30 protein-coding genes are annotated in these 23,386 nt (G+C 56.7%); 13 read left to right on the top strand and 17 right to left on the bottom strand.

All coding sequences use genetic code 11. The features are described from left to right. Positions 1-38: 38 nt before the first annotated feature. Both ACR0EO_RS12465 and ACR0EO_RS12460 read right to left on the bottom strand, forming a co-directional pair. Positions 39-632, bottom strand: coding sequence for a glyoxalase superfamily protein (locus ACR0EO_RS12465; protein ID WP_480690335.1), 594 nt, complete (start codon positions 630-632; stop codon positions 39-41). Between the two features lie 19 nt (positions 633-651). Next, positions 652-1,503 carry a methylated-DNA--[protein]-cysteine S-methyltransferase gene (locus tag ACR0EO_RS12460; protein ID WP_480690333.1) on the bottom strand — a complete coding sequence of 284 codons (852 nt, stop codon included), beginning with the start codon at positions 1,501-1,503 and terminating at the stop codon, positions 652-654. Positions 1,504-1,621: 118 nt separating this feature from the next. Here ACR0EO_RS12460 and nth point away from each other — a divergent pair, with 118 nt between their 5' ends. Together nth and ACR0EO_RS12450 are read left to right on the top strand one after the other, a co-directional pair. Next, positions 1,622-2,266: an endonuclease III gene (gene nth / locus ACR0EO_RS12455; protein ID WP_480690331.1), complete on the top strand. Its 645-nt coding sequence runs from the start codon at positions 1,622-1,624 to the stop codon at positions 2,264-2,266. After that, positions 2,263-3,252 (top strand): adenosine kinase, encoded by a 990-nt coding sequence (locus tag ACR0EO_RS12450; protein WP_480690329.1) that lies wholly within the window; start codon positions 2,263-2,265, stop codon positions 3,250-3,252. The genes nth and ACR0EO_RS12450 overlap by 4 nt, the downstream gene beginning before the upstream one ends. A gap of 30 nt (positions 3,253-3,282) precedes the next feature. Here the strand turns inward: ACR0EO_RS12450 and ACR0EO_RS12445 are convergent, their stop codons facing one another. From ACR0EO_RS12445 to ACR0EO_RS12435, 3 genes are all read right to left on the bottom strand, one after another. Continuing rightward, entirely contained in the window at positions 3,283-4,122 is an 840-nt protein-coding gene (locus ACR0EO_RS12445) for a DUF547 domain-containing protein (RefSeq protein WP_480690327.1), read from the bottom strand. Beyond that, positions 4,119-5,492 carry a radical SAM protein gene (locus tag ACR0EO_RS12440; protein ID WP_480690325.1) on the bottom strand — a complete coding sequence of 458 codons (1,374 nt, stop codon included), beginning with the start codon at positions 5,490-5,492 and terminating at the stop codon, positions 4,119-4,121. Before ACR0EO_RS12440 ends, ACR0EO_RS12445 begins: the two co-directional genes overlap by 4 nt. 219 nt (positions 5,493-5,711) lie before the next feature. After that, on the bottom strand, positions 5,712-6,197 hold the full coding sequence (locus ACR0EO_RS12435) for an RNA pyrophosphohydrolase (RefSeq protein WP_480690324.1): 486 nt from the start codon (positions 6,195-6,197) through the stop codon (positions 5,712-5,714). 137 nt (positions 6,198-6,334) lie between these two features. On the opposite strand from ACR0EO_RS12435, the gene ACR0EO_RS12430 reads away from it, so the two are divergent. The 3 genes from ACR0EO_RS12430 (at position 6,335) to ACR0EO_RS12420 (ending at position 9,098) form a co-directional block, all read left to right on the top strand. After that, positions 6,335-8,362: an FAD-dependent oxidoreductase gene (locus tag ACR0EO_RS12430; RefSeq protein ID WP_480690322.1), complete on the top strand. Its 2,028-nt coding sequence runs from the start codon at positions 6,335-6,337 to the stop codon at positions 8,360-8,362. A gap of 98 nt (positions 8,363-8,460) precedes the next feature. Beyond that, positions 8,461-8,712, top strand: a complete 252-nt coding sequence (locus ACR0EO_RS12425; RefSeq protein ID WP_480690320.1) for a hypothetical protein — start codon at positions 8,461-8,463, stop codon at positions 8,710-8,712. Then, positions 8,709-9,098, top strand: coding sequence for a hypothetical protein (locus tag ACR0EO_RS12420; protein ID WP_480690318.1), 390 nt, complete (start codon positions 8,709-8,711; stop codon positions 9,096-9,098). Before ACR0EO_RS12425 ends, ACR0EO_RS12420 begins: the two co-directional genes overlap by 4 nt. A 26-nt stretch (positions 9,099-9,124) precedes the next feature. On the opposite strand, the gene ACR0EO_RS12415 is transcribed toward ACR0EO_RS12420, so the two are convergent. Continuing rightward, positions 9,125-9,565, bottom strand: coding sequence for a DUF4399 domain-containing protein (locus tag ACR0EO_RS12415; RefSeq protein ID WP_480690317.1), 441 nt, complete (start codon positions 9,563-9,565; stop codon positions 9,125-9,127). A 228-nt stretch (positions 9,566-9,793) separates the two neighbouring features. Between ACR0EO_RS12415 and ACR0EO_RS12410 the strand changes: the two genes are divergently transcribed. Continuing rightward, the gene (locus ACR0EO_RS12410; RefSeq protein ID WP_480690315.1) at positions 9,794-10,699 is read left to right on the top strand and encodes a LysR family transcriptional regulator; all 906 of its coding nucleotides are present in this window, start codon (positions 9,794-9,796) and stop codon (positions 10,697-10,699) included. A 63-nt stretch (positions 10,700-10,762) separates the two neighbouring features. On the opposite strand, the gene ACR0EO_RS12405 is transcribed toward ACR0EO_RS12410, so the two are convergent. Genes ACR0EO_RS12405 through ACR0EO_RS12390 form a run of 4 tightly spaced genes read right to left on the bottom strand, consistent with a single transcriptional unit; the run spans position 10,763 to position 13,678 of the window. Continuing rightward, entirely contained in the window at positions 10,763-11,665 is a 903-nt protein-coding gene (locus ACR0EO_RS12405; protein WP_480690313.1) for an OmpA family protein, read from the bottom strand. Continuing rightward, positions 11,662-12,234: a peroxidase-related enzyme gene (locus ACR0EO_RS12400; RefSeq protein ID WP_480690311.1), complete on the bottom strand. Its 573-nt coding sequence runs from the start codon at positions 12,232-12,234 to the stop codon at positions 11,662-11,664. Before ACR0EO_RS12400 ends, ACR0EO_RS12405 begins: the two co-directional genes overlap by 4 nt. Before the next feature lie 14 nt (positions 12,235-12,248). After that, complete coding sequence (locus tag ACR0EO_RS12395) at positions 12,249-12,959, bottom strand: GNAT family N-acetyltransferase (RefSeq protein WP_480690310.1); 711 nt, start codon at positions 12,957-12,959, stop codon at positions 12,249-12,251. Then, positions 12,956-13,678 carry a competence/damage-inducible protein A gene (locus tag ACR0EO_RS12390; RefSeq protein ID WP_480690308.1) on the bottom strand — a complete coding sequence of 241 codons (723 nt, stop codon included), beginning with the start codon at positions 13,676-13,678 and terminating at the stop codon, positions 12,956-12,958. Before ACR0EO_RS12390 ends, ACR0EO_RS12395 begins: the two co-directional genes overlap by 4 nt. Positions 13,679-13,728: 50 nt before the next feature. Between ACR0EO_RS12390 and sfsA the strand changes: the two genes are divergently transcribed. Then, positions 13,729-14,430 carry a DNA/RNA nuclease SfsA gene (sfsA, locus tag ACR0EO_RS12385; protein ID WP_480690306.1) on the top strand — a complete coding sequence of 234 codons (702 nt, stop codon included), beginning with the start codon at positions 13,729-13,731 and terminating at the stop codon, positions 14,428-14,430. Positions 14,431-14,607: 177 nt separating this feature from the next. Further along, positions 14,608-14,979: a hypothetical protein gene (locus tag ACR0EO_RS12380; protein WP_480690304.1), complete on the top strand. Its 372-nt coding sequence runs from the start codon at positions 14,608-14,610 to the stop codon at positions 14,977-14,979. Positions 14,980-15,009: 30 nt separating this feature from the next. Here the strand turns inward: ACR0EO_RS12380 and ACR0EO_RS12375 are convergent, their stop codons facing one another. Then, positions 15,010-16,671 carry a tetratricopeptide repeat-containing sulfotransferase family protein gene (locus ACR0EO_RS12375; protein WP_480690302.1) on the bottom strand — a complete coding sequence of 554 codons (1,662 nt, stop codon included), beginning with the start codon at positions 16,669-16,671 and terminating at the stop codon, positions 15,010-15,012. Between the two features lie 187 nt (positions 16,672-16,858). Here ACR0EO_RS12375 and map point away from each other — a divergent pair, with 187 nt between their 5' ends. Continuing rightward, positions 16,859-17,671 carry a type I methionyl aminopeptidase gene (map, locus tag ACR0EO_RS12370; protein ID WP_480690300.1) on the top strand — a complete coding sequence of 271 codons (813 nt, stop codon included), beginning with the start codon at positions 16,859-16,861 and terminating at the stop codon, positions 17,669-17,671. Here map and ACR0EO_RS12365 read toward each other — a convergent pair. From ACR0EO_RS12365 to ACR0EO_RS12350, 4 genes are read right to left on the bottom strand one after another with little or no spacing between them, the layout of a single operon-like run. Next, complete coding sequence (locus ACR0EO_RS12365; protein ID WP_480690298.1) at positions 17,659-17,838, bottom strand: hypothetical protein; 180 nt, start codon at positions 17,836-17,838, stop codon at positions 17,659-17,661. The two genes, map and ACR0EO_RS12365, sit on opposite strands and share 13 nt — an antisense overlap. Before the next feature lie 24 nt (positions 17,839-17,862). Beyond that, positions 17,863-18,498 carry an HAD family hydrolase gene (locus tag ACR0EO_RS12360; RefSeq protein WP_480690296.1) on the bottom strand — a complete coding sequence of 212 codons (636 nt, stop codon included), beginning with the start codon at positions 18,496-18,498 and terminating at the stop codon, positions 17,863-17,865. Continuing rightward, positions 18,491-19,051: a 16S rRNA (guanine(966)-N(2))-methyltransferase RsmD gene (gene rsmD / locus ACR0EO_RS12355; RefSeq protein ID WP_480690294.1), complete on the bottom strand. Its 561-nt coding sequence runs from the start codon at positions 19,049-19,051 to the stop codon at positions 18,491-18,493. The genes ACR0EO_RS12360 and rsmD overlap by 8 nt, the downstream gene beginning before the upstream one ends. Next, a complete protein-coding gene (locus ACR0EO_RS12350) occupies positions 19,048-20,259 on the bottom strand; it encodes an NAD(P)/FAD-dependent oxidoreductase (protein WP_480690292.1) in 1,212 nt (403 codons plus the stop codon). Before ACR0EO_RS12350 ends, rsmD begins: the two co-directional genes overlap by 4 nt. Before the next feature lie 98 nt (positions 20,260-20,357). On the opposite strand from ACR0EO_RS12350, the gene ACR0EO_RS12345 reads away from it, so the two are divergent. From ACR0EO_RS12345 to ACR0EO_RS12330, 4 genes are all read left to right on the top strand, one after another. Continuing rightward, on the top strand, positions 20,358-20,843 hold the full coding sequence (locus ACR0EO_RS12345; protein WP_480690290.1) for a redoxin family protein: 486 nt from the start codon (positions 20,358-20,360) through the stop codon (positions 20,841-20,843). A 102-nt stretch (positions 20,844-20,945) separates the two neighbouring features. Continuing rightward, entirely contained in the window at positions 20,946-21,191 is a 246-nt protein-coding gene (locus ACR0EO_RS12340; protein ID WP_480690288.1) for a glycine zipper 2TM domain-containing protein, read from the top strand. Between the two features lie 11 nt (positions 21,192-21,202). After that, a complete protein-coding gene (locus tag ACR0EO_RS12335; protein ID WP_480690286.1) occupies positions 21,203-21,550 on the top strand; it encodes an EF-hand domain-containing protein in 348 nt (115 codons plus the stop codon). 54 nt (positions 21,551-21,604) lie between these two features. Further along, a complete protein-coding gene (locus ACR0EO_RS12330; protein ID WP_480690284.1) occupies positions 21,605-21,910 on the top strand; it encodes a hypothetical protein in 306 nt (101 codons plus the stop codon). On the opposite strand, the gene ACR0EO_RS12325 is transcribed toward ACR0EO_RS12330, so the two are convergent. Then, positions 21,907-22,200: a 4a-hydroxytetrahydrobiopterin dehydratase gene (locus ACR0EO_RS12325; protein ID WP_480690282.1), complete on the bottom strand. Its 294-nt coding sequence runs from the start codon at positions 22,198-22,200 to the stop codon at positions 21,907-21,909. The two genes, ACR0EO_RS12330 and ACR0EO_RS12325, sit on opposite strands and share 4 nt — an antisense overlap. Next, positions 22,197-23,384 carry a GNAT family N-acetyltransferase gene (locus tag ACR0EO_RS12320; protein ID WP_480690280.1) on the bottom strand — a complete coding sequence of 396 codons (1,188 nt, stop codon included), beginning with the start codon at positions 23,382-23,384 and terminating at the stop codon, positions 22,197-22,199. Before ACR0EO_RS12320 ends, ACR0EO_RS12325 begins: the two co-directional genes overlap by 4 nt. Positions 23,385-23,386 lie beyond the last annotated feature (2 nt).

Here is a 23,386-nt window from a genome sequence, read left to right as displayed (position 1 = left end):
AGAAAAAGGTGAGGCTCGATCTGAGCCTCACCTCTTTTTCAGGCGGGTCGAACAACAAGCTGTGGCTGACCATCCGAGGTATGCCTTCGGGATCGCCCGTCCCAACCAATGTCTCCTGTCACGCGTTGACGGAACGAGGAAAAACTCTCGAACCGTACAACATCGACCGGAGCATCAAATTGCAGCGTAACCCTGCGGCTAGCCCCGTCGCCCAACATGGATAAGCCGCGAATTTCAGCTGAAAACGGCTGACCCAAATACCGCCCCTCGACCCGATCACCGACACGCAAATGCATGCGGTTTCCGGCTGTCGCGTGCAGTGTATTCCAATCCCGAACGCCATATTGATGAGCCAGCATTTCCAAAGCCTCGCTGTGCGACAGCGAAACGCCTGTAGCGCGCAGCTTTTGGCGCAGACGCTTGGCCTGCTCCTTCAGTTCCGCGACTGGAGGGATGGTCTTAAATATCGTCATCGTTTGCCTCGTTTCCTTGAACGGGCGCGAAATCAGGACGGGGTTCGCATTGCCATCCGCGCGCCGTGAAATTGGCAACAGATGTTCTTTACAGAGGGTTTCACCAAAGCCAAAGGCCGCGAACGGCAGGGGACCCAAACCTGCCGCGATATCTGGCACTGGATTGTCATCCTGTCAATCAGGCATCCGCCTGCGCGGCCTCATACGCCAACATGGCGCGCTTTACGGGCAGGCCCCAATGATAGCCACCCAAACCGCCGGATTTCCGCAGCGCACGATGGCAGGGGATAAGCCAGCTGACCGGATTGCGCCCTACTGCCGTGCCCACGGCCCGCACCGCTTGGGGAGATCCCACCCGTTCCGCGATCTCAGAATAAGTAGTCACCTGGCCCGAGGGGATGTGCATCAGCGCTTCCCAAACCTTGATCTGAAGAGGTGAACCAATCAGGTAAAGCGGCGTCGGTTCCAACCGGTCAGAAACCGAACCAAATGCGCTCAGCACCCATGGGCGCAAGCGCATCGGATCCTCAACGAAGTCCGCCTGCGGCCAGCGTGAGAGCATGTCTTCCATCGCCTCTTCCTCACCGGTTTCAGCTCCGAATGCCATCCCGCAGATGCCTTTGTCGGTGCCCATTACCAGTGCAGGGCCAAAGGGGCTTTCGAACCAGCCCCAATAGATTGTCAAACCAGCGCCTTTGCGCGCGTATTCACCGGGGCTCATGGATTCCCATTTCAGGAAGAGGTCGTGCAGGCGTCCGCTGCCAGACAGGCCAACGTTATGTGCAGTCTCCAGTGTAGTGAACCGTTCGCGCAGCAGTGCCTTGGCATGGCCCAAAGTCAGGTATTGCTGGTAGCGTTTCGGCGACACCCCCGTCCAGCGCGAGAAAAGGCGCTGGAAATGCGCGGGGCTCATGTCCATCTGACGAGCCATTTCCTCAAGGCTTAGCCCCTCGCCGCCCTGATCGATAAGCTCGATCGCCCGGCGCATGACATTGTAGTGGTATCCGCTTTCTGGGGTCTGGACGTTCATGGTTCTCACCTCATTGTCAGGGGTTAACCATAGCGCGCAGGTCACGCCCTCGCGACCCGGAACTTGCGCAATTGCTTTGGGCTTGTGTCGAGGCGTATCGGGCGGCATTAAGGCTCGGATGGCAAAACAACTCGATTATCACACGATCCGCGAGATCTTTACGCGTTTTCAGGCAGCCGACTCGGAACCCAAGGGCGAGCTGGATCACGTGAACGTCTACACTCTGGTTGTGGCGGTGGCGCTGTCGGCGCAGGCGACCGATGCCGGTGTCAACAAGGCCACCAAAGATCTGTTCAAGATCGCTGATACACCGCAAAAAATGCTGGATTTGGGCGAAGAGGGCCTGATCGAACATATCAAGACCATCGGTCTGTTCCGCCAGAAGGCCAAAAACGTTATCAAGCTCAGCCGCATTCTGGTCGACGACTACGATGGAGAGGTCCCCAATTCGCGCGCTGCGCTGCAGTCGCTGCCGGGGGTCGGACGCAAAACGGCCAATGTGGTTTTGAACATGTGGTGGCGCTACCCCGCGCAAGCGGTAGACACCCACATCTTTCGCGTCGGGAACCGATCAGGGATATGCCCGGGAAAAAACGTCGACGCGGTCGAGCGCGCCATCGAGGACAATATTCCAACCGATTTTCAGCTCCATGCCCATCACTGGTTGATCCTGCATGGCCGCTATCACTGCAAAGCGCGCAAACCCATGTGCGGCACCTGTATCATCCGCGATCTCTGCGAATTTGAGGACAAGAACCTATGAAAACCTACCAGCTTGTTGGCATCGGCAACGCCGTTGTGGACGTGATTTCCCAAGCCGATGACAGTTTCCTGGAACTGATGGGTATCGAAAAGGGCATCATGCAGCTGATCGAACAGGAACGTGGTGAAGTTCTCTATGCGTCGATGGAAGGGCGGGTTCAAACGCCCGGCGGTTCAGTCGCCAACACGATTGCAGGGGCTGGCGCGCTGGGGTTGGACGCCGCATTCATTGGGCGTGTGCATGACGATGCTCTGGGCCGCTTCTACGCGGATGCGATGAACGAAGATGGGGTCGATTTCGTGAACCCACCAGTGCCGGGTGGAGAGTTGCCAACATCGCGCTCGATGATCTTTGTATCACCCGATGGTGAGCGGTCGATGAACACATATCTTGGGATTTCCTCCGAGCTTTCGTCGCAGGACGTTTCCAGCGATGTTGCCGGCAACAGCCAGATCATGTTCCTCGAAGGCTATCTGTTCGACAAGGAAAAAGGCAAAGCCGCTTTTCTAGAGGCCGCGCGTGATTGTCACAAAGGTGGCGGCAAGACAGGTATCGCCATTTCTGACCCGTTCTGCGTTGAACGTCACCGCGTTGATTTCCTGCTGTTGATCGAAAACGAGCTGGATTTCGTGATCGGCAACGAGGCCGAGATCAAATCGCTGTTCGAAACCGACGACCTAGAGGAAGCACTGGCGAAAACCTCTGAGATTTGCCCACTGGTCGTGTGCACCCGATCGGGTGACGGCGTCACCGTTCTGCATGGCGACAAACGCATCGATGTCCCTGTCGAAAAGGTTGTGCCGGTTGATGCAACCGGTGCAGGCGATCAGTTCGCCGCTGGGTTCCTGTATGGCATGGCCACAGGGCGCGACTATGAAACCTGCGCAAAAATTGGCAACGTCTGCGCCCGCGAAGTCATCAGCCATATCGGACCACGCCCTGAAGCGAACTTGCAGGAACTGTTGCGCGCCGAAGGTCTGCTCTGATTAATAGCAACGCCGCCTTCTCGGGCGGCGTTACGATCCTGCTGCAGAGTCGTTCAAAGCCCAGTCGTATTTATAAGCTTTGACACGCGACACTCTTTGCAACTTGACCTGTAAATCAGGATCAGCAAGCCGACGAATATAGCTCAGGACCGCTTCTTCGTTGGGTCCAAAGTCTTCTCGAAACCAAATGTAGATTTTCGACAGGATTAGACCTCCGCTCTCGTCAAAACGCACTCCGCGCGGGTCGTTGATATAAGCCTGCTCGGCCGCGGCGAGGTCACTTTCCAGTGTCTTGGCCTGCCATGCGCGGTCCATCAGGTTTGGGCACCCGACTGCCGCACAGTTCAACGCGTAGTGGATGCGAGGTTCTTGAAAAGTTGGACGGATGATGCGGTGTTCAATGTCATTCAACGATAGCGATTGACCTGAAACGTTCACCACTCGTCTGTTCCACGGTCCGATCGACAACGGCCCGTCTTTAATTTTTCGGATCGACGCAACAGGATAGCTTTCCAGAACCAAATCCACCGTGACCGCGTTGTAGAGGTTGATCCAATAGGCCAACTGTTGGTCCCGAGTTAGCCGCATTGGATCGACACGCTGCAAGTCTATAAGGTACGCATCCAACTTTGCCTTATCTATTTGGGTAACCCGCCCATAAGAGACGCGATTCACACCGTTTGTATCCGGCGAGACATAGCGGGACAGAAAGGTAGTCCAAGGTCGGTGATCCACGCGCTGTCCGGGTTGGGCCGCCGCGCGGGTCAACGCAGTATCCGGCAACGGAGAGGCTGCGGGCAACGCCAGTCGTTCGACACTCGCGCAGGCCGTTAGTATGGGCACTAGCAAGCAGAACAATAGCCTCTTCATGATGCGTCCTTTTGATTTTGACGCATAGCGCGCATCTGACCCTTGAGACGTTTCAGCGGAGCCAGCGACGGGTCGCCGAGTTCAGGCAGATCCGGACCACCCGACAAACGGGGAACGGCCGCATTCCACCAACTCGGCCCCAATGGTCCCTCAACCCGGTCCGAGCGGGCTAAGTACGAATCCCGGTTGGCGTTGTGTGCGCACATGGACAACGGGCCGTCAGCCGTAGCGACCATGAACACGCATGAGGCACAGCGATCATCGTCAAGCGCATCAGCGGCCATAAAGTTGTGAATGAACACGGCCTGCCGACGCACGGGTCCGCGCAACAAACCCATCTTCAAGCTGAGAATACGACCAACTAGGTGCAACGCGGATCGTGAAGCCAAAATAGGATGACGCAGAGCCATACGTCGTACGCTTTCGCTGATATTAAGGTGACTATCGTTGGACCGGTCCGCCCGTTCCAGCGCGGCCATAACCCGATGCACCAGTCGCCGGTTCGACAAAAGCGACGCCGCTCGCCCTCCGGCAGTTACAACGCTTGCATACCTGTTGCACTTAGAATGCCCAACTGCAGCCACCCCGAAATCCAGAGCGGTTCCGTACCCCTCTTCCACGGCTTGCGCCAAACTGTCTTGGGTGATCTCTTCGGGCCGTTCACGCAAAACTCCGCGACCGGTATCTGCCTGCATCTGGAACGACACAAACGCGACTTCGGGTTGATCGCGCAGGAACCGTGCTAATGCTGGGATTTGATCGAAGTTTCCTCCGAAAACGGTAGTGTTGAACAGAATACGCAGACCCAGCCCATCCGCACGACGTATGTAGGCCCTGCGGACAGTGTTCAGCTCAGCTTCGTTCTCAAATCCTTTGCGTTCCTGGGTCATGTCGACGTGAAAGGCCACATCGTCCAGACCGGCCGCTGCCAACCGTGTCAGAAACGCTCGACTGGCGCGGATGCCGTTTGTCATCAGACAGGACCGCATTCCAAGCCGGCGTATCTCACGACACAACGCCTCAAGGTCTTCTACCTTGCGCAAGGTCGGGTCGCCGCCTGTTAATTGAACCGAGACCCCGGGACCATAGTGGCTGTGAATCGTTGAAAGACGCGCAAACAGAACCGAAAGCGGTGGGTCATATGTCATCTCGGCCCGGTCCGAGAGATAGCAGAGCGTACAGTCCAGATTGCAGCGCTGGGTCACCTCAAGCGCAACGCAAGCAACAGGGTAGAACCGTCCCGCTGTCTGACCGGCGCCATATTCGCCACAGCGTTGCAACCCACCTCGCAAGGGCGCACAGCGGTCGGTACCAGTGAACTTGCGTCCGGCAGGAAGGATGGCGAGTTGGGCTTGGGCAGTATCTTTCATGCTGACCAAGCTAGAGAGGCCCCGGCCCCCAAACCACGCCCCCTCACAGCAAGTTGTCGCGGGGTGATCAGCCCAGGGAACTGTTCCGGTTTCCTTTCACCGAAAGGCCCATCCGACCCGCAATCGACCAGAAAAGCGGAGCGGTCTATTCACCACAAACTGCGAAAACTCTGAACTCGAACGTTACTTCCTGCGTCGACAGGAACGACGGGCTGCGGTTCAATCCAAATAGTCTGCGAAAGCCGCAACCACTTGCTCGTATACCTCGCGCTTGAAGGGCACGATCTCATCGATCAGTTTGCTGGGCTCCTGCCATTTCCAGCGGGTAAATTCCGGATGATCAGTATCGATGTTGATTTGGTCATCACTGCCTGTAAAGCGCAGTAGGAACCACTTCTGTTCCTGCCCGCGGAAGCGCCCTTTCCAGATCTTTGGCACGATGTCATGCGGTAGATCATAGGGCAGCCAGCCGTCAGTTTCGGCTGCGATCTCGACCAGGTCAGAGGTGACGCCCGTTTCTTCCCACAACTCGCGAAGGGCGGCATCACGGGGATCTTCACCCTTATCCACGCCGCCTTGCGGCATTTGCCACGCATCTGCGTGTCGGTCATTGCGCTGACCGACAAATATTTTACCCTCGGCGTTCATCAGCATCAGCCCAACGCAGGGACGATAGGGCAGTTTGACGATCTCTTCAGGGGTCATACGCGGCCTCATAAGTTGCTCTGGAAACTCTGTAACAAGCGTTGCAGAAACAGCAAAGAGTATGACGTTAGGTTCTTCGTGACAAAGTTGACGCGAACGTCAATCTAACGATGAAGAATCGGGAGGGAGAGTTCGCCATGACTGCGTACCCAAACATGCTGGCCCCGCTGGATCTGGGCTTTACCACGCTTAAAAACCGCGTCTTGATGGGCTCAATGCACACAGGGCTTGAAGAGACCGGCGATTGGAACCGCGTTGCCGAGTTTTATGCTGATCGTGCACGTGGCGGCGTGGCCCTGATGGTGACGGGCGGAATTGGCCCAAACCTCGAAGGCTCGGTCCTGCCCGGCGCCTCTATGATGACCAACGACAAAGAAGTGGCCAACCACTCGATCGTCACCCAGCGGGTACATGAGGCGGGTGGCAAGATCGCCATGCAGATCCTACACGCAGGACGTTATGCCTATGGCCCCAAATGCGTTGCCCCTAGCCCGGTTAAATCTCCTATATCCCCCTTCCCGCCCAACGAGCTGGATGAAGAAGGTATTGAGAAACAGATCCGTGACATCGTCAACGCCGCCGTTCTGGCCCAGAAAGCGGGCTATGACGGCGTCGAGATTATGGGGTCTGAAGGGTATTTCCTGAACCAGTTCCTCGTGACGCATACCAACAAGCGCACCGACCGCTGGGGCGGGTCGTATGAGAACCGGATGCGTCTACCGATTGAGGTTGTGCGCCGCACGCGTGAGGCGGTGGGAACGGACTTTATCATCATTTACCGCCTATCGATGATTGACCTCGTCCCCAATGGCTCGACCCATGAAGAGGTGGTCGAGCTGGCCCAACGCATCGAAAAAGCCGGTGCGACGATCATCAACACCGGGATCGGTTGGCACGAGGCGCGCATTCCAACGATTGCCACGAGCGTTCCGCGCGCAGCTTTTGCCTGGGTTACCAAAAAACTGATGGGCAAGGTCGGCATCCCGGTGATCACCTCGAACCGGATCAACACCCCTGAGGTAGCCGAAGAGGTTCTGTCCACCGGCTGCGCCGACATGGTGTCTCTGGCGCGTCCGATGCTGGCCGATGCAGACTTTGTGAACAAAGCCATTGCTGGTCAATCCGCGCAGATCGCACCCTGTATTGCCTGTAACCAAGCCTGTCTGGACCACACGTTTAGCGGCAAGCTGACCACTTGTCTGGTGAACCCCCGCGCCTGCAATGAAACCGAGCTGGAAATCGGCACGGCCGAGACGCCGAAAACCGTGGCCATCGTCGGCGCAGGCCCGGCTGGCCTTTCCACCGCGATGACAGCTGCCCAGCGCGGTCACAACGTGACTCTGTTCGACCGTGCAGCCGAGATTGGCGGACAGCTGAACATGGCGAAACAAGTACCCGGCAAAGAAGAATTCTGGGGGCTGGTCGACTGGTACCGCACCATGATGTCCGAACTGGGCGTGACGGTCGAACTGAACCGCGAAGTTAGTGCCGACGACCTGGCTGGCTTTGACGAGGTGGTCATCGCCACCGGCGTCATCCCCCGCGATCCGCAGATACCGGGTCAGGACCGCGATAACGTCATCAACTATATCGACGTACTGCGTGAGAAGGCCGAGGTCGGTAGGTCCGTCGCAGTCATCGGCGCAGGGGGCATCGGGTTCGATGTTTCCGAATTCCTGCTTGAGGATGGCCACAGCATTACCACCGACCTGCCCGCATGGATGAAAGAGTGGGGCGTAACCGATCCCGAGCAGCACCGCTCGGGTTTGGCACCCGAAGGCCCACAGCCCGAAACGCCGGCGCGTCAGGTCACTCTGCTGCAGCGCAAGAAGCAGGCGCATGGCAAAGGTCTGGGCAAGACGACCGGCTGGATTCACCGCGCAACGCTAAAGATGAAGGACGTTAACTTCGTTGGCGGCGTGAATTACGAGCGCATCGATGAAGGCGGGCTGCATATCAGTTTTGGCGAAGAGCGCGCTGACCCGACAGTGATTGCGGCGGATACGATTGTATTGTGTTCCGGACAGGTATCCGAGCGCAGCCTTGCGGATGCCCTGATCGATCGCGGGATCACCCCTCATGTCATCGGCGGCGCGGATGTGGCGGCAGAGCTGGACGCGAAACGGGCGATCAACCAGGGCACGCGCCTGGCCGCAACCTTCTAAAGAGCCAAACCAATAGATCGATGGAAAAGTCGCCTCGAAGGAGGCGGCTTTTTTTGTGGTCACTTGACGATCAGAGTACATAAGTACATATATAACAAATGAGCAAAAAAGTAGAACGCACCCAAACAGGAATTCGGATCGAAAAGCGGCTGTTGAAAGTCCTCAAGGGGCTGGCTGAGTCACTGGACATGACACTTGGAGATCTGATTGAGGGCATCGCCCTGCATAGCTTTGAGAATAAGCCTGCGTTTTCCGAAGAAACGCTAGAGAAGATCAAGCAACTCAAGAATGTCTACGATTTGGATTGGACAGCCGAAGACAGTCACCGTTTTAAGGAGGACGGAGAATGAGCGCACAGCAATATGCCAACGTCACCCACGCGTTTGAAGCACACGCCATCGACAACACGAAGTTTGGACATGCCGAACATGTGCAGGTCGCTTACGACCTGTTGCACAAGCACGACTTCATCGACGCGGCGGCTATCTACGCCAAGGGAATCCGGACTTTGGCAGAAAATGCTGGGGCCCCGGACAAGTTCAATCTAACGATAACCTATGCTTTCATGAGTTTGATTGCGGAACGTCTTGCAAACAGCCAAGCGGACAGCTTTGAGAGGTTTACACAGGAAAACCCTGACCTGCTGACCAAGACTGTGCTCAACCAATGGTATCCTGCGGAACGGTTGAATTCAGAATTGGCACGCGGCGTCTTCCTGATGCCAGTTGCCGCGTAGCCGGGTTTGCGACCAAAAAGCTTGGCCTATTCGACTGTAATCGTGATCACTTCGGATACAATCGGCGTCGCATGCGGCACGTGACCAGCATCGCCCAGCACCAATTGCAGCGTATGATCACCCGGAGCAAGATCAAGCGTCACCTCCGTCTGACCACCGCCAAAGTGTAAGTGGTTATCGTCCGCTGGAAGGCCATAGGCTAACTCATCTGCGCCATCTTCACCTTCACCAATCGGCGGGCGGTCGATCAGCAAATGGTGATGCCCGGTGTTTTCCTTTTCGGTCCCCGCGGGGGCAACGCCCATACCGCTAAGGCCGAAGACCACGGTTACCGGCGACTGAACCGTGTCACCATCCGCCAGATTCACGAAATAGACTTTCGCTTCCGGGTTAGAGGGTGTTTCCCCTCCGGCCAGCGCAAAGGTGGCTGACAGGCACAGGGCAGCTAGGGTGAGCAAGGCTTTCATGGTCTCCTCCGTGGTCACAAATTTGCCATTCTCATGTTAACACATTCGGTCACGAACGCCGAAATTCCCTTTGATGCAGGGTCTGTGGCTGTGTCGGAAACCATTGTTTCTGCGTTTCCCATCTGCAAACGATCTGATTTAAATCCCTGATATTATCCCATGTCTGCCGTGTTTCCGCCCAGATTGAGAACCAAAGTCAGGCAAAGACTAGACACCCGGGGAACGAGTATGGATCGACTGACCGAAATGGAAGCCTTTGCCAATGTGGTGGACCAAGGTGGCTTCACCGATGCGGCCAAGAAAATGGGCATCTCCAAGTCGGCCGTGTCAAAGCATGTTTCCAGCCTTGAAGCCCGACTGGGCGCACGGTTGCTGAACCGCACGACGCGCCGCGTTTCTCCGACCGAGATCGGGCTCGCCTACTATGACCGCGCGCGTCGCGTTCTGAATGACGCAGGAGAAGCTGACGCACTGGTGACTTCGATGCAGTCCGCCCCCTCGGGCCTGCTTCGGATCAGTGTAGCGACGGACTTTGGTGTGAATCATTTGTCTCCGGTACTGTCAGAGTTCCTTTCAGCCTATCCGGACATCACCGTCAACATGGTGCTCAACAACCGCTATGTAGAGCTGATTTCCGAAGGTTTCGACGTGGCCGTGCGGATCGGTGAACTGGAAGATAGCACCCTGCGCGCGCGCAAATTGACAGAGACCGTAAAGCGCATGGTGGCAGCGCCCAGCTATATCGAGAAATTCGGGCGCCCGCAGAAAATCGACGACCTGAACGAACACAAGCTGTTGCACTATTCCAGCCAGTCTTCCGGCAATGTTTGGAAGCTGACTGCACCCTCGGGCGAAAAGCGGCAGGTCCGCACGGCCGGTTGGCTCAGCGTGAATGACGGGCAGTCGCTGTTGAATGCAGCCATCTCAGGGCTGGGGATCGCGTATCTGCCAAGCTACCTCTATGCGGATGCACTGAAATCCGGCGCCGTTCTGGACGCCATGCCGTCCCTGCCCGACGAAGTACAAGGCGTTTACGCCGTTTATCCGCCCGGCCGCTTTACGCAGCCAAAGGTTAGGGCCTTTATTGATTTCCTGGTCGAGTCCTTCAACGACAAGGGTCCGATGGATTGGTAGAATCTCCCACGGTGAAACCTCGACGGCCCGCGCTTTGGTGCGGGTCTTTTTTTGCGCGAAAGATCAGTTGATCAGCAGAACTGCTTCGACCCGACGGTTCAAATCGCGCCCTTCCGGCGTTGCGTTCGAAGTCAACGGAGTCAGATAACCGATACCGCGCGCTTCGATCCGGTCGGCAGAAACCCCGTGTTTTTCGATCAGACGCGCACGCACAGCCTGAGCCCGCCCGGTGCTGACCGAAATGTTGGCATCTAACGCACCGGTATCATCAGTATGACCCACAAGCGCCAACCGCACTCCGGGATTGTCGGACAAATAAGCTGCAAGCAGCGCCAATGACGCAAACGGCCCGTCACCAAGGGTCATCTCTCCAGTGCGGAAATGCAGATCATCCAGAATGACGTGCCCGTTTTCCTGCAAGTCAGCCAATAACCCCCCAGCCTGATCAACCGTTTCCTCAATCACCAAGGGCGGCGGTGCTTCGGCCTCAACAGGAGTGACCCGGATCATTTGGACGTATCCGTCCGGAGGGTTTCTGCTGACCAACAGGCTTAATACTTCGTCACCGCGAACGGCGGACAAGAATCGGTAGTCCTGAATGGCGACGTACATATCCGGTGTAGGGACCACTTCGGTTCCAAAACGGAAATCAAACCCGCCGCAGGTCCGCGCTTGGCATTCAAACAAAACGTCATAACCCTGCGCGATGATCTGCGTGCGTAGTGGCGCGAGTAACTGCAGCGTCGTACTGGACCCGGACTGCAACCTCCAGGTGAGCCGCTCAACCCGTCCCTCCACGGATCGGACAGGCACTGTACCATCGGCAAATGGACCTGTCGGAAGGTCATAACTATCCAGCGGGCTAACCCGGTCGCTGATCTGTCGCGCGCCGGACGGCAGCGTAAGCTCCTGTGCTGAAATCGGAGCGGCCAGTACAATCAGGCAAAGGGCTAAGTGGCGGATCATCGGGCCTGCGTGTGGTATTCGTCGTTGGGCGCCATAGCTGTGGCACTGGCAACCCGGTTCGACATGTTGAAGAAACCGGTCACGTTTGCAATGTCCCAGATATCGCGGTCGCTAAAACCTGCGTCCCGCAGACGCTGCCGGTCAGGTTCTTCAATCTCGGTGCTGGCGGAGGTCATTTTGGAAGCAAAATCCAACATGGCGCGCTGTCGGGTATCCAGAGGCGCGACCCGGTAGTTCATCACCAACATCTCTCCCAACTGCGGATCACCTGACAATTGGCGCACTGCTGCCCCATGAGACACCAGGCAATAGAAACACTTGTTGATCGCAGAAACGACCACGGCGATCATCTCTCGATCTAATTTGCTTAACCCGCTGTCTGCCAGCATCAGATCGTTATACATCGCGGTGAACGCGTTCAGCTTGTCGATGTCAAAGGCATATGCCCGAAGCACGTTCGGCACGAAACCTAGCTTTTCCACGCAAATGTCAAAGTACTTTTGCGTTTCGGGCGGCAATGGATCCACCATCGGCAGGTTCAGAGCGGTAGGCAGCGATTGATCAGTCACGTCTGGCTTTCTCCTTAGGCATGCTGACGGTAATGGTATTCGCTGGCGATCTCCATCCCAAGTGCAGCATAAAGCCCGTTGGCTCCGTCATTTGCCTTGGTGCAGATCACACTTAGGGTGTGAGCCCCATTTTCCCGTGCCCAAAAAGCCGCCGCTCGCATCGCCCATTGACCCAAGCCCTGACGACGATGATCAGTCAGGATCTCCAGCGCATGAACCACTGCAATACCTTGATGAATCGAGACGAAACCTGTGCCTGCCGGCTGATCTTTGTGACGGATCAAAAGCCCAGTTTTGGCACCGGAAGCACGGTGCATTACGGCCACCCGCTCGGGTCCGATACCACCTTGCGCCCAAATTTCCTTCATAATGGCCAGAGGTTCCCACGTGGTGAAAACAGTCACGCGCGGAACAGGAATGTCCGTCAGATGATCCACCGGGCAAGTGTAGATATTAACCGGGTCCAACACATCGTATCCGCGGTCCTCAAGTTGACCATCCAGAGCCTCATCCCCGGGCCATAAGCAGAAGATACGCTTTTGCCCCATTGCCTGCATGGCGGCCTCGGCGGCTTCAATATCCGTACCGGTCGTTGGACCCAACGCATTGGCAGCTGACACGCGCGAGCCCCCGCCCTGCCCGCAACGCAATTGAAACGGGCCCAATCGCTCGTACTGGGCGGCGGGCCATGTGCCGTCAACAATGTCAGGCCAGTGCGTGCTCACAGGTCCAGTTCTTTCGCAAGACGCGTTGTGGCGGCATCGACACGTGCGCCATCTGTCCCGCGCACAACGACATTTGCACCAAAGACGCCGTTGACCTGAAACGGGTAGCATCCAATGGAGAGATCGGCGAAGTCCTCGGCCAGCGCAGAAAGGGTGGCGGCAATATCACCCTCTCCCCGATCCACCCTCAGTGTTTGCGACAACAAGGGGCTCCCCCCCGCCAGCCCAGCAAGAACGCTGGCGACCATTGCCTGAAACACTGACGGTACTCCGGCCATCACATGCACGTTTTCAATGGTAAACCCCGGCGCAGTCGAAACCGGATTGTCGATCAGTGTAGCCCCGTCAGGAATACGCGCCATGCGCAGGCGGGCTTCGTTCAGCTCCAACCCAGACTTGTCGTAATGCGCCTGCAACAGCGCTCGGGCATCGTCACGAATATCGATGTGCGCACCAAACGCACGCGCGATGCAGTCGGCAGTTATATCGTCGTGCGTCGGACCAATGCCCCCGCTTGTGAACACATGGTCATGGGCGTCAGACAACACTTTGATCGCCGCTTCGATCGCGGGCGCATCATCGCTGACAATGCGGACTTCTTTCAGGTCGACACCATGCTTGGTCAACTCTTGTGCGAGGAAGTGCATATTCGCGTCACGGGTACGGCCCGAAAGGATCTCGTCCCCGATCACCAGCATTGCAGCGGTTGGATTGGCCATGGCGTGTGCCCCTCTTGATCGACCCGTAAGGCAGGTATAGGCCCTGAGACATGCGATTTGAAACCCCCCTTATCCCCGCCCGCCTGATCCGCCGCTACAAACGCTTTCTGGCCGATTGTACGCTGGAGGACGGGCGCGAAGTGACGGCCCATTGCGCAAATCCGGGGTCAATGATGGGGTTGGCAGAGCCGGGTGAGAAAATCTGGCTGGAGCCCAACGACGATCCCAAGAAAAAGCTGAAATATGGCTGGCGGCTGGTGGATCATGAGAACGGCCATTTCACCGGAGTTGATACGTCTGTTCCGAACAAAGCCCTGCGCGCAGCGCTTGAAAACAGAGAGATCCCCGAACTCGCCGCATATGAAACTGTTCGCCCCGAGGTAAAGTACGGCGAGAACAGCCGCATTGATTTTTTGCTGACCCAACCCGGCCTGCCTGACGCTTATGTCGAGGTCAAAAGTGTCACTCTGTCTCGCGAACCCGGCCTGGCTGAGTTTCCCGACAGCGTTACGGCACGCGGCACCAAACATCTGGGCGAACTGGCGAAAATGACGTTGCGGGGGCACCGTGCAATCATGCTGTATTTGGTTCAACGCACGGATTGCGACCAGTTTACGCTCGCCGCGGATATTGATCCCGCCTATGCCAACGCGTTCGAGGCTGCGCAGGCACAAGGGGTTGAGCGTTTGGTCTATGGAACGCAGATTACACCAGATGGGGTTTGGTTGGGCACAAACAGTTTTCGAACCTAAGCTATGCAGCCTTGGGATGTTTCGCATACTCCACAAGGAACTCGGATTTTTCCAAGAACATTTATCTAACCGCCCCGAAAGTGCCTCATTTTTTCATCATGAAAATCTTGGCCCGCACAACTTAAGTGTGCAATCGGCCAGTCTCGAACAATTTCAACAGGCATAAACGGGAATTTCATGAAGTATCTGGCATCACTTGTCATCACGACTATTGCTCTATCCGCGTGTTCAGTAGACTCGCAGGCGGCGGCAACCCGACGCGCCGCGCTGGTTCAAAGCGTTTTCCCGAATCCGGCTGATCGCCAAGGCCTGGATCTGGTTTTCCCGCTGGAGTCCGGCGGTGTTTACAAAACAATCGAAGTCGGCTTTTTCCCCGACGAAGTATCAGAACCAGAAGTCAGGAGCCGCGTTGCATCCTTTTGCGCAAGACAGAACAGCGCCAGCCTGACCGGCGGCGTCGCAATCAAAAAGGATTTGGGCATCAACAACAGAACACAGGCGGACGGGTCGCAGCGCCCGGTGCGCCAAATATTTTATTCCTGCGTATAAGACAGCTTGGTTAGGGCAGTGCCGACTGCCCTAACTCTGAATTCTTACGTCCGGCCACAGTTCCGTATCCAGGCCTTTTACAAAAGGCTCCAACTGATCGGCCACCGCTTGCCATCCCCCAACTGAGGCCGAACTGACCGGCTTGCGGACTTGCAGGTTACTGGCCGTCTTTACGGCGTCCGAAGATTCTTCTGGCGACAACATGCGATTCTCAAAGGACAGACCGCATATCTGCGCCAATTCACGCACCGTGGGTTCCAGATCAGAGACAAGAGTTTCGTACTGAATGTCGTGGACACGACCGGGCAACAGCTGGTGCCAATGCTGAATATACTGCCGGTACCGATTTGCCTCGGCCGCCATCCATTTAAAATCATGGGTGAAAAACAATCCTCCTGCACCAAAATGCGACCGCCACATGGACAGTGCGATATCGCGAGGGTCCCGTTGGACATTCAGGATCACGGCGTTGGGGAAGGCTTGCGTCATAGCCCCGATAAAGGCGTAGTTCCCCGGTGCCTTATCAACGAATGCCTCGGTGGTATTGGCCAGTTCGGGCCTCAGGTTTGAATAGAAATCCGCAAGGTCCTGCGCATTGTACTCGCTGGGCTTCTGCCCCTCGACCTGCCGGGCCCATTGATGAACACTTCCCAGTTCACCCAAACCCTGCACCTTGGAATGGGAGGCCAGAATACGCTCGACCAACGTTGTCCCCGATCTGGGCAAACCCAAAACGAAAATCGGGCGCGCCGTGTCAGCTTGCGGCTCAGAATTCAATGCAGGCAAAGGGGATGCCAGCCGATTGCGGCACTCTTTTCGGCTGCGTTCGTCCCATCCCTGATATCCTTCGCGCAACAGAGCGTGCGCGTCAGCCAGGTGCGCCATCTCTTGCGCTGTATCGTTGTTCTTTTTTGCCAGACCAGCAGCGGCAAAGTGGATCATGGCCGCGGCTTCTCGGTTCGAAGAAGGTGTCCCAAGGGCTTTGCTCACCTGAGTCTGCAATCCATCGCGATCCGCTTGGGTGAGGTTTGGAAGTGACGCCAAAAGCTCTACCGTATCGGGATGACCCGGCGCCAAAGACAACGCAGAGCGCGCGTGAGTTAGCGCAAGATCAAGGTTTCCTAACCCAACATGTGCCTTTGCCAAGCTCAGTTGCCCATAGTGGAATTTAGGATGTTTTTCGACCAATGCCGTCAGGACGTCCACCGACTGGTCCCACTTACGCATATCATCCAGAATTTCTGCTTTCAGACACTGGGCCTGCAAGTTTCCCGGCTGTTTCTCAATGATTTGTTCGATCGAAGAAAGGGCATCGTCATTTCTCTGAACGCGAACCAGAGCCATTGCACGGATATACTGTAAAGCTGGCGGTATTGGCGTGTTGCCAGCCACTTTCGCAATGAATCGCAGCGCTTCTTCTGCGTCACCGCCCTGAACCATGCTCATTGCATAGTTTTGGGTCAACTCTGCATTTCCTGGCTCCATTCGCCAAGCCCGTTGCAGGTGCGCCTGAGCCAGTTTGAACTTTTGCTGCTGGATTGCACTCAAACCGGCCAACATGGGGAATGCTGAAACCTTGGGCCATTTCTTTGCAGCCTTGGTCGCTCGTTTGAATGCGCGTTCCGCACGACCGTTTCTGAGGAGATCACTGATACTGCTAAGTTCAGCCCTGAGTTGATCAGCGTTTTGCATTTGCCGGCTCCTCTCATGTTTGTTTACCCCGATGGGGTTTGGGCCCAGCTAGCTCATTACTGAGACAGGGTCCACTCACGATAAAGAGTTTGCCCAACCCTTGACATTGCGACTCAACGCCCTCTGGTACTTTCTGCACAAGCAGCTTAAAAAGAGTGCTGCGCGAAACATTTGGAGCCTCGCATCCATGAAGGAACATCGTGGCCGTCTGACGAAGGACGGTATCCGCATCTATGAACAGGGTGACTTTGCCGGCATGCACGCGGCAGGGGCCTTGGCTGCGCGGATTCTGGATGACATTGCAGAACATGTATTTCCGGGCCAGTCCACCGGTGCAATTGACGGGATCATCACCCAGATGGTTGAGGACGCCGGGGCAACCTCGGCGACTATTGGCTACAAGGGCTATCAGCACGCCAGCTGCATAAGTGTGAATCACGTTGTCTGCCACGGCATCCCCGGAGACAAACGATTAAAGGATGGCGACATCCTGAATATCGACGTCACGGTCATCGTTGACGGCTGGTTCGGCGATACTTCGCGCATGTATGTGGCCGGGAAACTGCCCCGCAAGGCCGAGCGACTGATTCAGGTGACCCATGACGCCCTCTTTAAGGGTATCGAGATGGTTAAGCCGGGAAACACCTTTGGCGATATCGGCCATGCGATTCAGGCCTATGTCGAGGCGCACCGGATGAGCGTTGTCCGCGATTTCTGCGGTCACGGGCTTGGCCGAGTGTTCCACGCGCCACCAAACGTGCTGCACTATGGCCGTCCCGGAACCGGCGCCAAGCTGGAAGAGGGCATGTTCTTTACCATCGAACCGATGGTGAACCTTGGCCGCCCCGAAACCAAGACACTGGCCGATGACTGGACCGCCGTGACCCGCGACAAGTCGCTGTCGGCACAGTTCGAGCATTCTGTAGGTGTGACGGCAGATGGGGTTGAAATCTTTACCCTGTCACCGGGCAACAAGTTCCACCCGACCTATTCCTCCTGATCAGCGGCCTGATCGCGCATCAGTTTCAACAGGAGTGTTTCATGCCCCCACGGCGTTACAGCATCGTGGATAAAAACTGGCGCGCGCATAGGTTTCGGCTCGGGGCCAGTAGCGGCTTCGCTTTCTTTCGCGTCGATCCAGAGGTGAGGGGTTAAGGCACGGTCCATACCTTTAATACTAACACGCCCCGCTCAAATCCCCAAAAGCGCCGGAACTTCGGCCATATCAGTGAAAACCTCAGCCCCAAGCTTGGCCAGCTTTTCACCACCGCCATCTGGCGCATAGGCCAGACAGCGCATATCGGCGCGCATCGCTGCGGTCACGCCGCTGGCGCTGTCTTCGACGACTACCGGACGTGAGGCACCGAATTGTTTCGCCGCAGTCTGAAACATCGTCGGATCGGGTTTGGCTGTTCCCAACACATGCGCCGAGAACATGACACCCTCAAAACGATGCCAGAGCCCATTCTGACCCAGAGTGATCTTCATTTTGTCAGGACTGCCATTTGAGGCAACGCAGAACGGGATAGTTTTCGCGTCCAGCGTATCAAGCAGATCAGAAACACCCGGCATTAAATCCACACCGCGACGCAGACGGTCGTATGTTTCTGCATAAACCTCATCGACCCAATCAGTTGGCAGGTCAGCCCCCAGTTCCCGGGCCTTGTCCCGAACACCGGTCATGGTGCCGCCCACAAAGAACCCAACGCTGTCCTCTAGGGTCAAGTTCAGCCCATAGCGTCCGAGGTTGTCGACCAACACCTGGTTGGACAGGGGCTCACTATCGACCAGAACGCCATCGCAATCAAAAATGACCAGATCATGCATCCGAGTTGCCGCTCCACATCAGGGTAATATGTGTATCGCCGTATTTGCGGCTGTCTTGCAGGGTGAACCCCTCGGGCGCTTGCATCGGGGCGCTTTCCTCCCACACGATTAGGGCGTCGTCAGCGATCCAACCTTGGGACAGAGCGGCGATGGCCTTCTGCCCCATAGACTTGCCATAAGGCGGGTCCAAAAAGATCAGATCATAAGGCGCGCTTGGGTTTTCACCCAGCCGCGTGGCATCCCGGCGGATTAAATCGGTACGGTCAGTGCTGCGCGTGATCTCGATATTTTTGCGGATCAGGCCCTGAGCGACTCGTCCGTCATCGACGAATGTCACATGCGCAGCACCGCGAGACAGCGCCTCAAGACCCAACGCTCCGGTGCCAGCAAAAAGGTCAAGCACGCGCAGCCCGTCAAAATCGATCTGGTGACTCAGGACGTTGAACAAGCTTTCGCGCACGCGGTCAGTGGTGGGGCGCAGATGCGCGCCCGCATCCCCTTTGCCAACCGAAGCCAAGGCGCGGCCCCGAAACTCTCCGGCGATTATCCTCACGCTTTGAGCAACGGTTTTAGGTCCGCTTCAGTGTCGGCGACTACAGCAGGGTCGGCAGTCTTGCCTGCATCGATCAGCCGCTTTCCGACCATATAGGCACGCGGGTCATTCATTGCGTCGACCGCAATCAGCTGATCACCCTTGTAGTACCAGAAAGACACGGTCTGACCTTCACCCTTTCGAGTCACGACACGGTCATAACCGGTGTTTAGACCCGCTATTTGAAGCTTAACGTCATACTGATCCGACCAGAACCAGGGCGTAGCCACGTAGTCTTTCGCCGCACCCAGCATGTTCTGGGCCACTATTTCGGCCTGATCAATCGCATTCGGGACGCTTTCCAGCCGGATTCGAGCATCGCCGTGTGGGAAGGAAGCGCAATCCCCCGCCGCCCAGATCGACGGATCGGACGTGCGCCCGTGCGCGTCAGTCTTGATGCCGTTGTCCAACTCAAGCCCCGCCATCTCGGCCAGTTGGGTCGAGGGTACAATGCCAACGCCGACAACAACAAAATCAACCTCAAGTTCAGTGCCGTCTGTCAGAACCGCGCCGACCACCTTGCCATTTTCGCCAACCAAACGGTCCAGTCCAACGCCTTCGCGGATATCGGCCCCATATTCCGTATGCAGGGCACGGAAATAATCGCTCGTCTCGGGTGCTGCGACCCGTTGCAGGATGCGATCGGCCATCTCGACCAGTGTCACCTTGACCCCACGCTTAGCGCAAACCGCAGCGGCTTCGAGCCCGATATACCCGCCGCCCACGATCAGCGCCCGAGCGCCGTCGGTCACGCGGGGCTCCATGTCGTCGATATGGGCCAGATCGCGCACCACGTGGACGCCCTCAAGATAACCGCCAATTGCGGCAGGCAGATAACGCGGGTCCGACCCGGTGGTTAATGCGAGTTCGTCATAGGAGATCACCTCGTCGCCCAAGGTGACGGTCTTGGCATTGGGATCAATTGCGGTGACCCGCTGGCCCAAACGCAAGGTGATGTTGTTCTCGGAATAAAAGCTTTCGGGCCGCAAAAAAAGGCGCTCTAGCTCCATCTCACCCAGCAGATAGGCCTTGGACAGCGGCGGGCGCTGATAAGGCAGATGCGGCTCGGCTCCAATCAAAGTGATGTCACCTTCAAACCCGTCCTTGCGCAGCTTGGCGACAAGCGAAGACCCCGCCTGCCCTGCACCGATCACGACAATATGGCTCATGTTCCTCCCACCCTGTCGAATTCCCGTGGTCTCATCCACTCGACCACCTATATTGCGGCTAAGGCCGACTCTGCAAATCCAAACGACAGGAGCGTAAAATGATTTCAACAGGTGACATGCTGCCCGACGCCACACTAACCCAAATGGGCGCAGACGGCCCCGAAGAGGTGCGGATTTCAGACAAGACCAAAGGGCGCAAAGTTGTGATCTTTGCAGTGCCCGGCGCGTTCACGCCGACCTGCCATTCCGCCCACGTGCCCAGCTTCATGCGCACCAAGGATCAGTTCGATGCCAAGGGTGTGGATGAGATCATTTGCGTCTCGGTGAATGACCCGTTCGTGATGAAAGCATGGGGCGAAGCCACAGGTGCCACCGAGGCAGGCCTGACAATGCTGGGTGATCCCGCATCCGAGTTTACAAAGGCCATTGGCATGGACTTCGATGCTCCGCCTGCGGGACTAATCGCCAGATCCAAACGATATGCCATGCTGGTCGAGGACGGTAAGGTCACCGCCCTGAACCTCGAAGACAACCCAGGTGCTTGCGAGATTTCTGCCGGCGAGGGCCTGCTAGAGGCGATCTGAGACAACATGACCCCAAGTCATTCCGGGGTCATGAATGCCATTTAACTTGATGGAACTCCCTGATCTGCCGATACTTGTGGCATACAATCAGGGAGTTCTTTGATGAAACTAAAGATTTTCACTGTATTGCTTGGTGCAGCCGGCGCGCTCGCCGCCTGCGGTCCGGCCCCGACACCTCAACAACAGGCAGCACGACAGCATGAAATCGCTTGCCTCAGCGGATCCCTGGGCGGCGCGCTGATCGGTGGCGCCATCGGCAACCAGTTCGGTGGCGGGTCAGGTAAATCGATCCTGACAGCGGCAGGAGCAGCCGCCGGTGCTGTCGAGGGCAACAGATTCGCATGCTGAGGAGAACTGGAATGACACGTGGATTTCTAATCGTTGCGGCCGCTCTTATGGCCAGCGCCGCCTCTGCTGAAACAGTTGCCGAGCTTCATGAGAACGAGCTTCGGGCTATCGACGAGAACAATGACGGGTTCCTGTCCAAGGATGAATTCGACGCCTTTTCCGACTATGCCTTTCAGGAAATGGACGACGACAAAAACGGCACGTTGGGATTGGATGAGGCCAAACCGTTTTTGGACATAAAGCAGTTTCAGGATGTTGACCGAAACAACGATGACTTTATCTCTCGGGCAGAATACGACGCGCAGATGAACCAAGACTTTTCTGCCGCAGACAAGGATGGAAACGGTCGGCTGGACTAGAATGCCCGGACAACCATAGCCAGCAGGTCAGACCTGCGCGGACAGGAGCATGCAATGAACAGATGGATTTGCATTGGCCTATTGGGGCTGATTGCAGCCTGCGATGCACCGCAGGCACCGTTGGTGACCGGGCCGGACGGCCAACAGCGCATCCAGATCAGTACGTCCGGACTGACCTGTTACAATAATCGCTGTCTGGACATTAACCCGTCCGCGCGCAGCGTACGGCAGGTCGGCAATAAGACCACAGGTATTCCGGCTGGTATCGATGTCAGCGGCGGCAGCGTCACACCCTCCGAATTCGAACAGATGGGTGTGGCTGCTTCGTTGGCGGGTGGCGTAGGTGAAGGCAACCGCTAACAGAGACTGTCCATTTTGCGGGCAAGTTTAGCATCCTGCGCCGACAAGCCACCCACGTCGTGCGTGGCCAACGTCACCTCGATCGTGCGGTAAACATTGGTCCATTCAGGGTGGTGATTCCATTTTTCTGCGAAAATAGCCACCTGAGTCATCCAACCAAAGGCGTGCACGAAATCCTCGAAGATAAAGGTCTTGGTTATCGCATCCCGGCCTTCGACCATGGTCCAGCCGTTCTTGAACAGCGGGTCCAATAGCGGGCCGCGGGTCTCTGCTGACAAGAGTTCTGTCATTGCTGTTCCTCCGGGTTCGATTTTCTGAACGGACCATAATCCGTCAAAATCTCGATCTCTTCTCCCACTGCGTGGGCCTCGGCGTCCAGATATTTCTTGATCGCATCCGCAAAACCGGGGTCACCAACCCAATGCAAGCTGTGTGTTCGCGTTGGAAGATAGCCGCGCGCCAGTTTGTGTTCGCCCTGCGCGCCTGCCTCCACCCGGGCTAAGCCTTCCGCAATGGCAAAGTCGATTGCCCTATAATAACACAATTCGAAATGTAGGCAGGGGTGGTGTTCGATACAGCCCCAATATCGACCATAAAGGGTTTCGCGCCCGATAAAGTTCAGTGCCCCGGCAATCGGATAACCATCGCGTTCTGCCAGCACCAAAGCCATGTCGTCAGCCATGGTCTCTTGAGCGATATCGAAGAATTGCCGCGTCAAGTACGGCGATCCCCATTTGCGTGCCCCGGTGTCCTGGTAAAACCGCCAAAACGCATCCCAATGTTCAGGCTGCAACTCACTGCCCGTCAACGTAACGATCTCGCCGCCAAACCCACAGGCCTGCGCGCGTTCCTTGCGGATGTTCTTGCGTTTGCGTGATGACAGCGCATTCAGAAACCCGTCGAAATCCGTGTAATCATCATTGAGCCAGTGAAACTGCTGAGAAGTCCGCAACATCAAGCCCATCTGTTCGCCGGCGATGGCCTCATCCTCGGAGCAGAAAGTAGCGTGCAGAGATGACACTCGGTTGTCGGCAGCCAATTGAACCGCGCCCTGCACCAAAGCCGACATACCCACGGCCTCATATCCCGGTCGCACCAGAAAACGCCGCCCAGTGGCAGGTGTGAAGGGCACCGCAATCTGTAGCTTGGGATAGTACCGACCGCCCGCATTTTCGTAGGCGTGGGCCCAGTTGTGGTCAAAGATATACTCGCCCTGACTGTGCGACTTGGCGTACATAGGGGCCGCACCAATCAGCATCCCATCCAGATATGCCGTCAGGTATTGTGGCTGCCATCCGGTACCCCGCCCGACTGAACCGCTTTCTTCCAGCGCCAAAAGGAAACGGTGCGTCGTAAACGGATCCAGAGGACGACTACCATCAGCGGCCTCGGGACAGGCGCAACTGTCCCAGTCTTCCTCAGAAATCTGCGAGAGCGATCCCAGAACCTGAACTTCGATTTGCGCCTGATCCATGT

The sequence above is a fragment of the Ruegeria sp. BE9 genome, assembly GCF_056538765.1.
This window is presented reverse-complemented; position numbering and strand designations above follow the sequence as displayed.

What these genes read in the sequence shown, in the direction of transcription:
- ACR0EO_RS12460 (WP_480690333.1), bottom strand. Translation starts at nt 1,503, where the DNA reads ATGAACGTCCAGACCCCAGAAAGCGGATACCACTACAATGTCATGCGC.
- nth (WP_480690331.1), top strand. Translation starts at nt 1,622, where the DNA reads ATGGCAAAACAACTCGATTATCACACGATCCGCGAGATCTTTACGCGT.
- ACR0EO_RS12450 (WP_480690329.1), top strand. Translation starts at nt 2,263, where the DNA reads ATGAAAACCTACCAGCTTGTTGGCATCGGCAACGCCGTTGTGGACGTG.
- ACR0EO_RS12445 (WP_480690327.1), bottom strand. Translation starts at nt 4,122, where the DNA reads ATGAAGAGGCTATTGTTCTGCTTGCTAGTGCCCATACTAACGGCCTGC.
- ACR0EO_RS12440 (WP_480690325.1), bottom strand. Translation starts at nt 5,492, where the DNA reads ATGAAAGATACTGCCCAAGCCCAACTCGCCATCCTTCCTGCCGGACGC.
- ACR0EO_RS12435 (WP_480690324.1), bottom strand. Translation starts at nt 6,197, where the DNA reads ATGACCCCTGAAGAGATCGTCAAACTGCCCTATCGTCCCTGCGTTGGG.
- ACR0EO_RS12430 (WP_480690322.1), top strand. Translation starts at nt 6,335, where the DNA reads ATGACTGCGTACCCAAACATGCTGGCCCCGCTGGATCTGGGCTTTACC.
- ACR0EO_RS12425 (WP_480690320.1), top strand. Translation starts at nt 8,461, where the DNA reads ATGAGCAAAAAAGTAGAACGCACCCAAACAGGAATTCGGATCGAAAAG.
- ACR0EO_RS12420 (WP_480690318.1), top strand. Translation starts at nt 8,709, where the DNA reads ATGAGCGCACAGCAATATGCCAACGTCACCCACGCGTTTGAAGCACAC.
- ACR0EO_RS12415 (WP_480690317.1), bottom strand. Translation starts at nt 9,565, where the DNA reads ATGAAAGCCTTGCTCACCCTAGCTGCCCTGTGCCTGTCAGCCACCTTT.
- ACR0EO_RS12410 (WP_480690315.1), top strand. Translation starts at nt 9,794, where the DNA reads ATGGATCGACTGACCGAAATGGAAGCCTTTGCCAATGTGGTGGACCAA.
- ACR0EO_RS12405 (WP_480690313.1), bottom strand. Translation starts at nt 11,665, where the DNA reads ATGATCCGCCACTTAGCCCTTTGCCTGATTGTACTGGCCGCTCCGATT.
- ACR0EO_RS12390 (WP_480690308.1), bottom strand. Translation starts at nt 13,678, where the DNA reads ATGGCCAATCCAACCGCTGCAATGCTGGTGATCGGGGACGAGATCCTT.
- sfsA (WP_480690306.1), top strand. Translation starts at nt 13,729, where the DNA reads ATGCGATTTGAAACCCCCCTTATCCCCGCCCGCCTGATCCGCCGCTAC.
- ACR0EO_RS12380 (WP_480690304.1), top strand. Translation starts at nt 14,608, where the DNA reads ATGAAGTATCTGGCATCACTTGTCATCACGACTATTGCTCTATCCGCG.
- ACR0EO_RS12375 (WP_480690302.1), bottom strand. Translation starts at nt 16,671, where the DNA reads ATGCAAAACGCTGATCAACTCAGGGCTGAACTTAGCAGTATCAGTGAT.
- map (WP_480690300.1), top strand. Translation starts at nt 16,859, where the DNA reads ATGAAGGAACATCGTGGCCGTCTGACGAAGGACGGTATCCGCATCTAT.
- ACR0EO_RS12365 (WP_480690298.1), bottom strand. Translation starts at nt 17,838, where the DNA reads ATGGACCGTGCCTTAACCCCTCACCTCTGGATCGACGCGAAAGAAAGC.
- ACR0EO_RS12360 (WP_480690296.1), bottom strand. Translation starts at nt 18,498, where the DNA reads ATGCATGATCTGGTCATTTTTGATTGCGATGGCGTTCTGGTCGATAGT.
- ACR0EO_RS12350 (WP_480690292.1), bottom strand. Translation starts at nt 20,259, where the DNA reads ATGAGCCATATTGTCGTGATCGGTGCAGGGCAGGCGGGGTCTTCGCTT.
- ACR0EO_RS12345 (WP_480690290.1), top strand. Translation starts at nt 20,358, where the DNA reads ATGATTTCAACAGGTGACATGCTGCCCGACGCCACACTAACCCAAATG.
- ACR0EO_RS12340 (WP_480690288.1), top strand. Translation starts at nt 20,946, where the DNA reads ATGAAACTAAAGATTTTCACTGTATTGCTTGGTGCAGCCGGCGCGCTC.
- ACR0EO_RS12335 (WP_480690286.1), top strand. Translation starts at nt 21,203, where the DNA reads ATGACACGTGGATTTCTAATCGTTGCGGCCGCTCTTATGGCCAGCGCC.
- ACR0EO_RS12330 (WP_480690284.1), top strand. Translation starts at nt 21,605, where the DNA reads ATGAACAGATGGATTTGCATTGGCCTATTGGGGCTGATTGCAGCCTGC.
- ACR0EO_RS12325 (WP_480690282.1), bottom strand. Translation starts at nt 22,200, where the DNA reads ATGACAGAACTCTTGTCAGCAGAGACCCGCGGCCCGCTATTGGACCCG.
- ACR0EO_RS12320 (WP_480690280.1), bottom strand. Translation starts at nt 23,384, where the DNA reads ATGGATCAGGCGCAAATCGAAGTTCAGGTTCTGGGATCGCTCTCGCAG.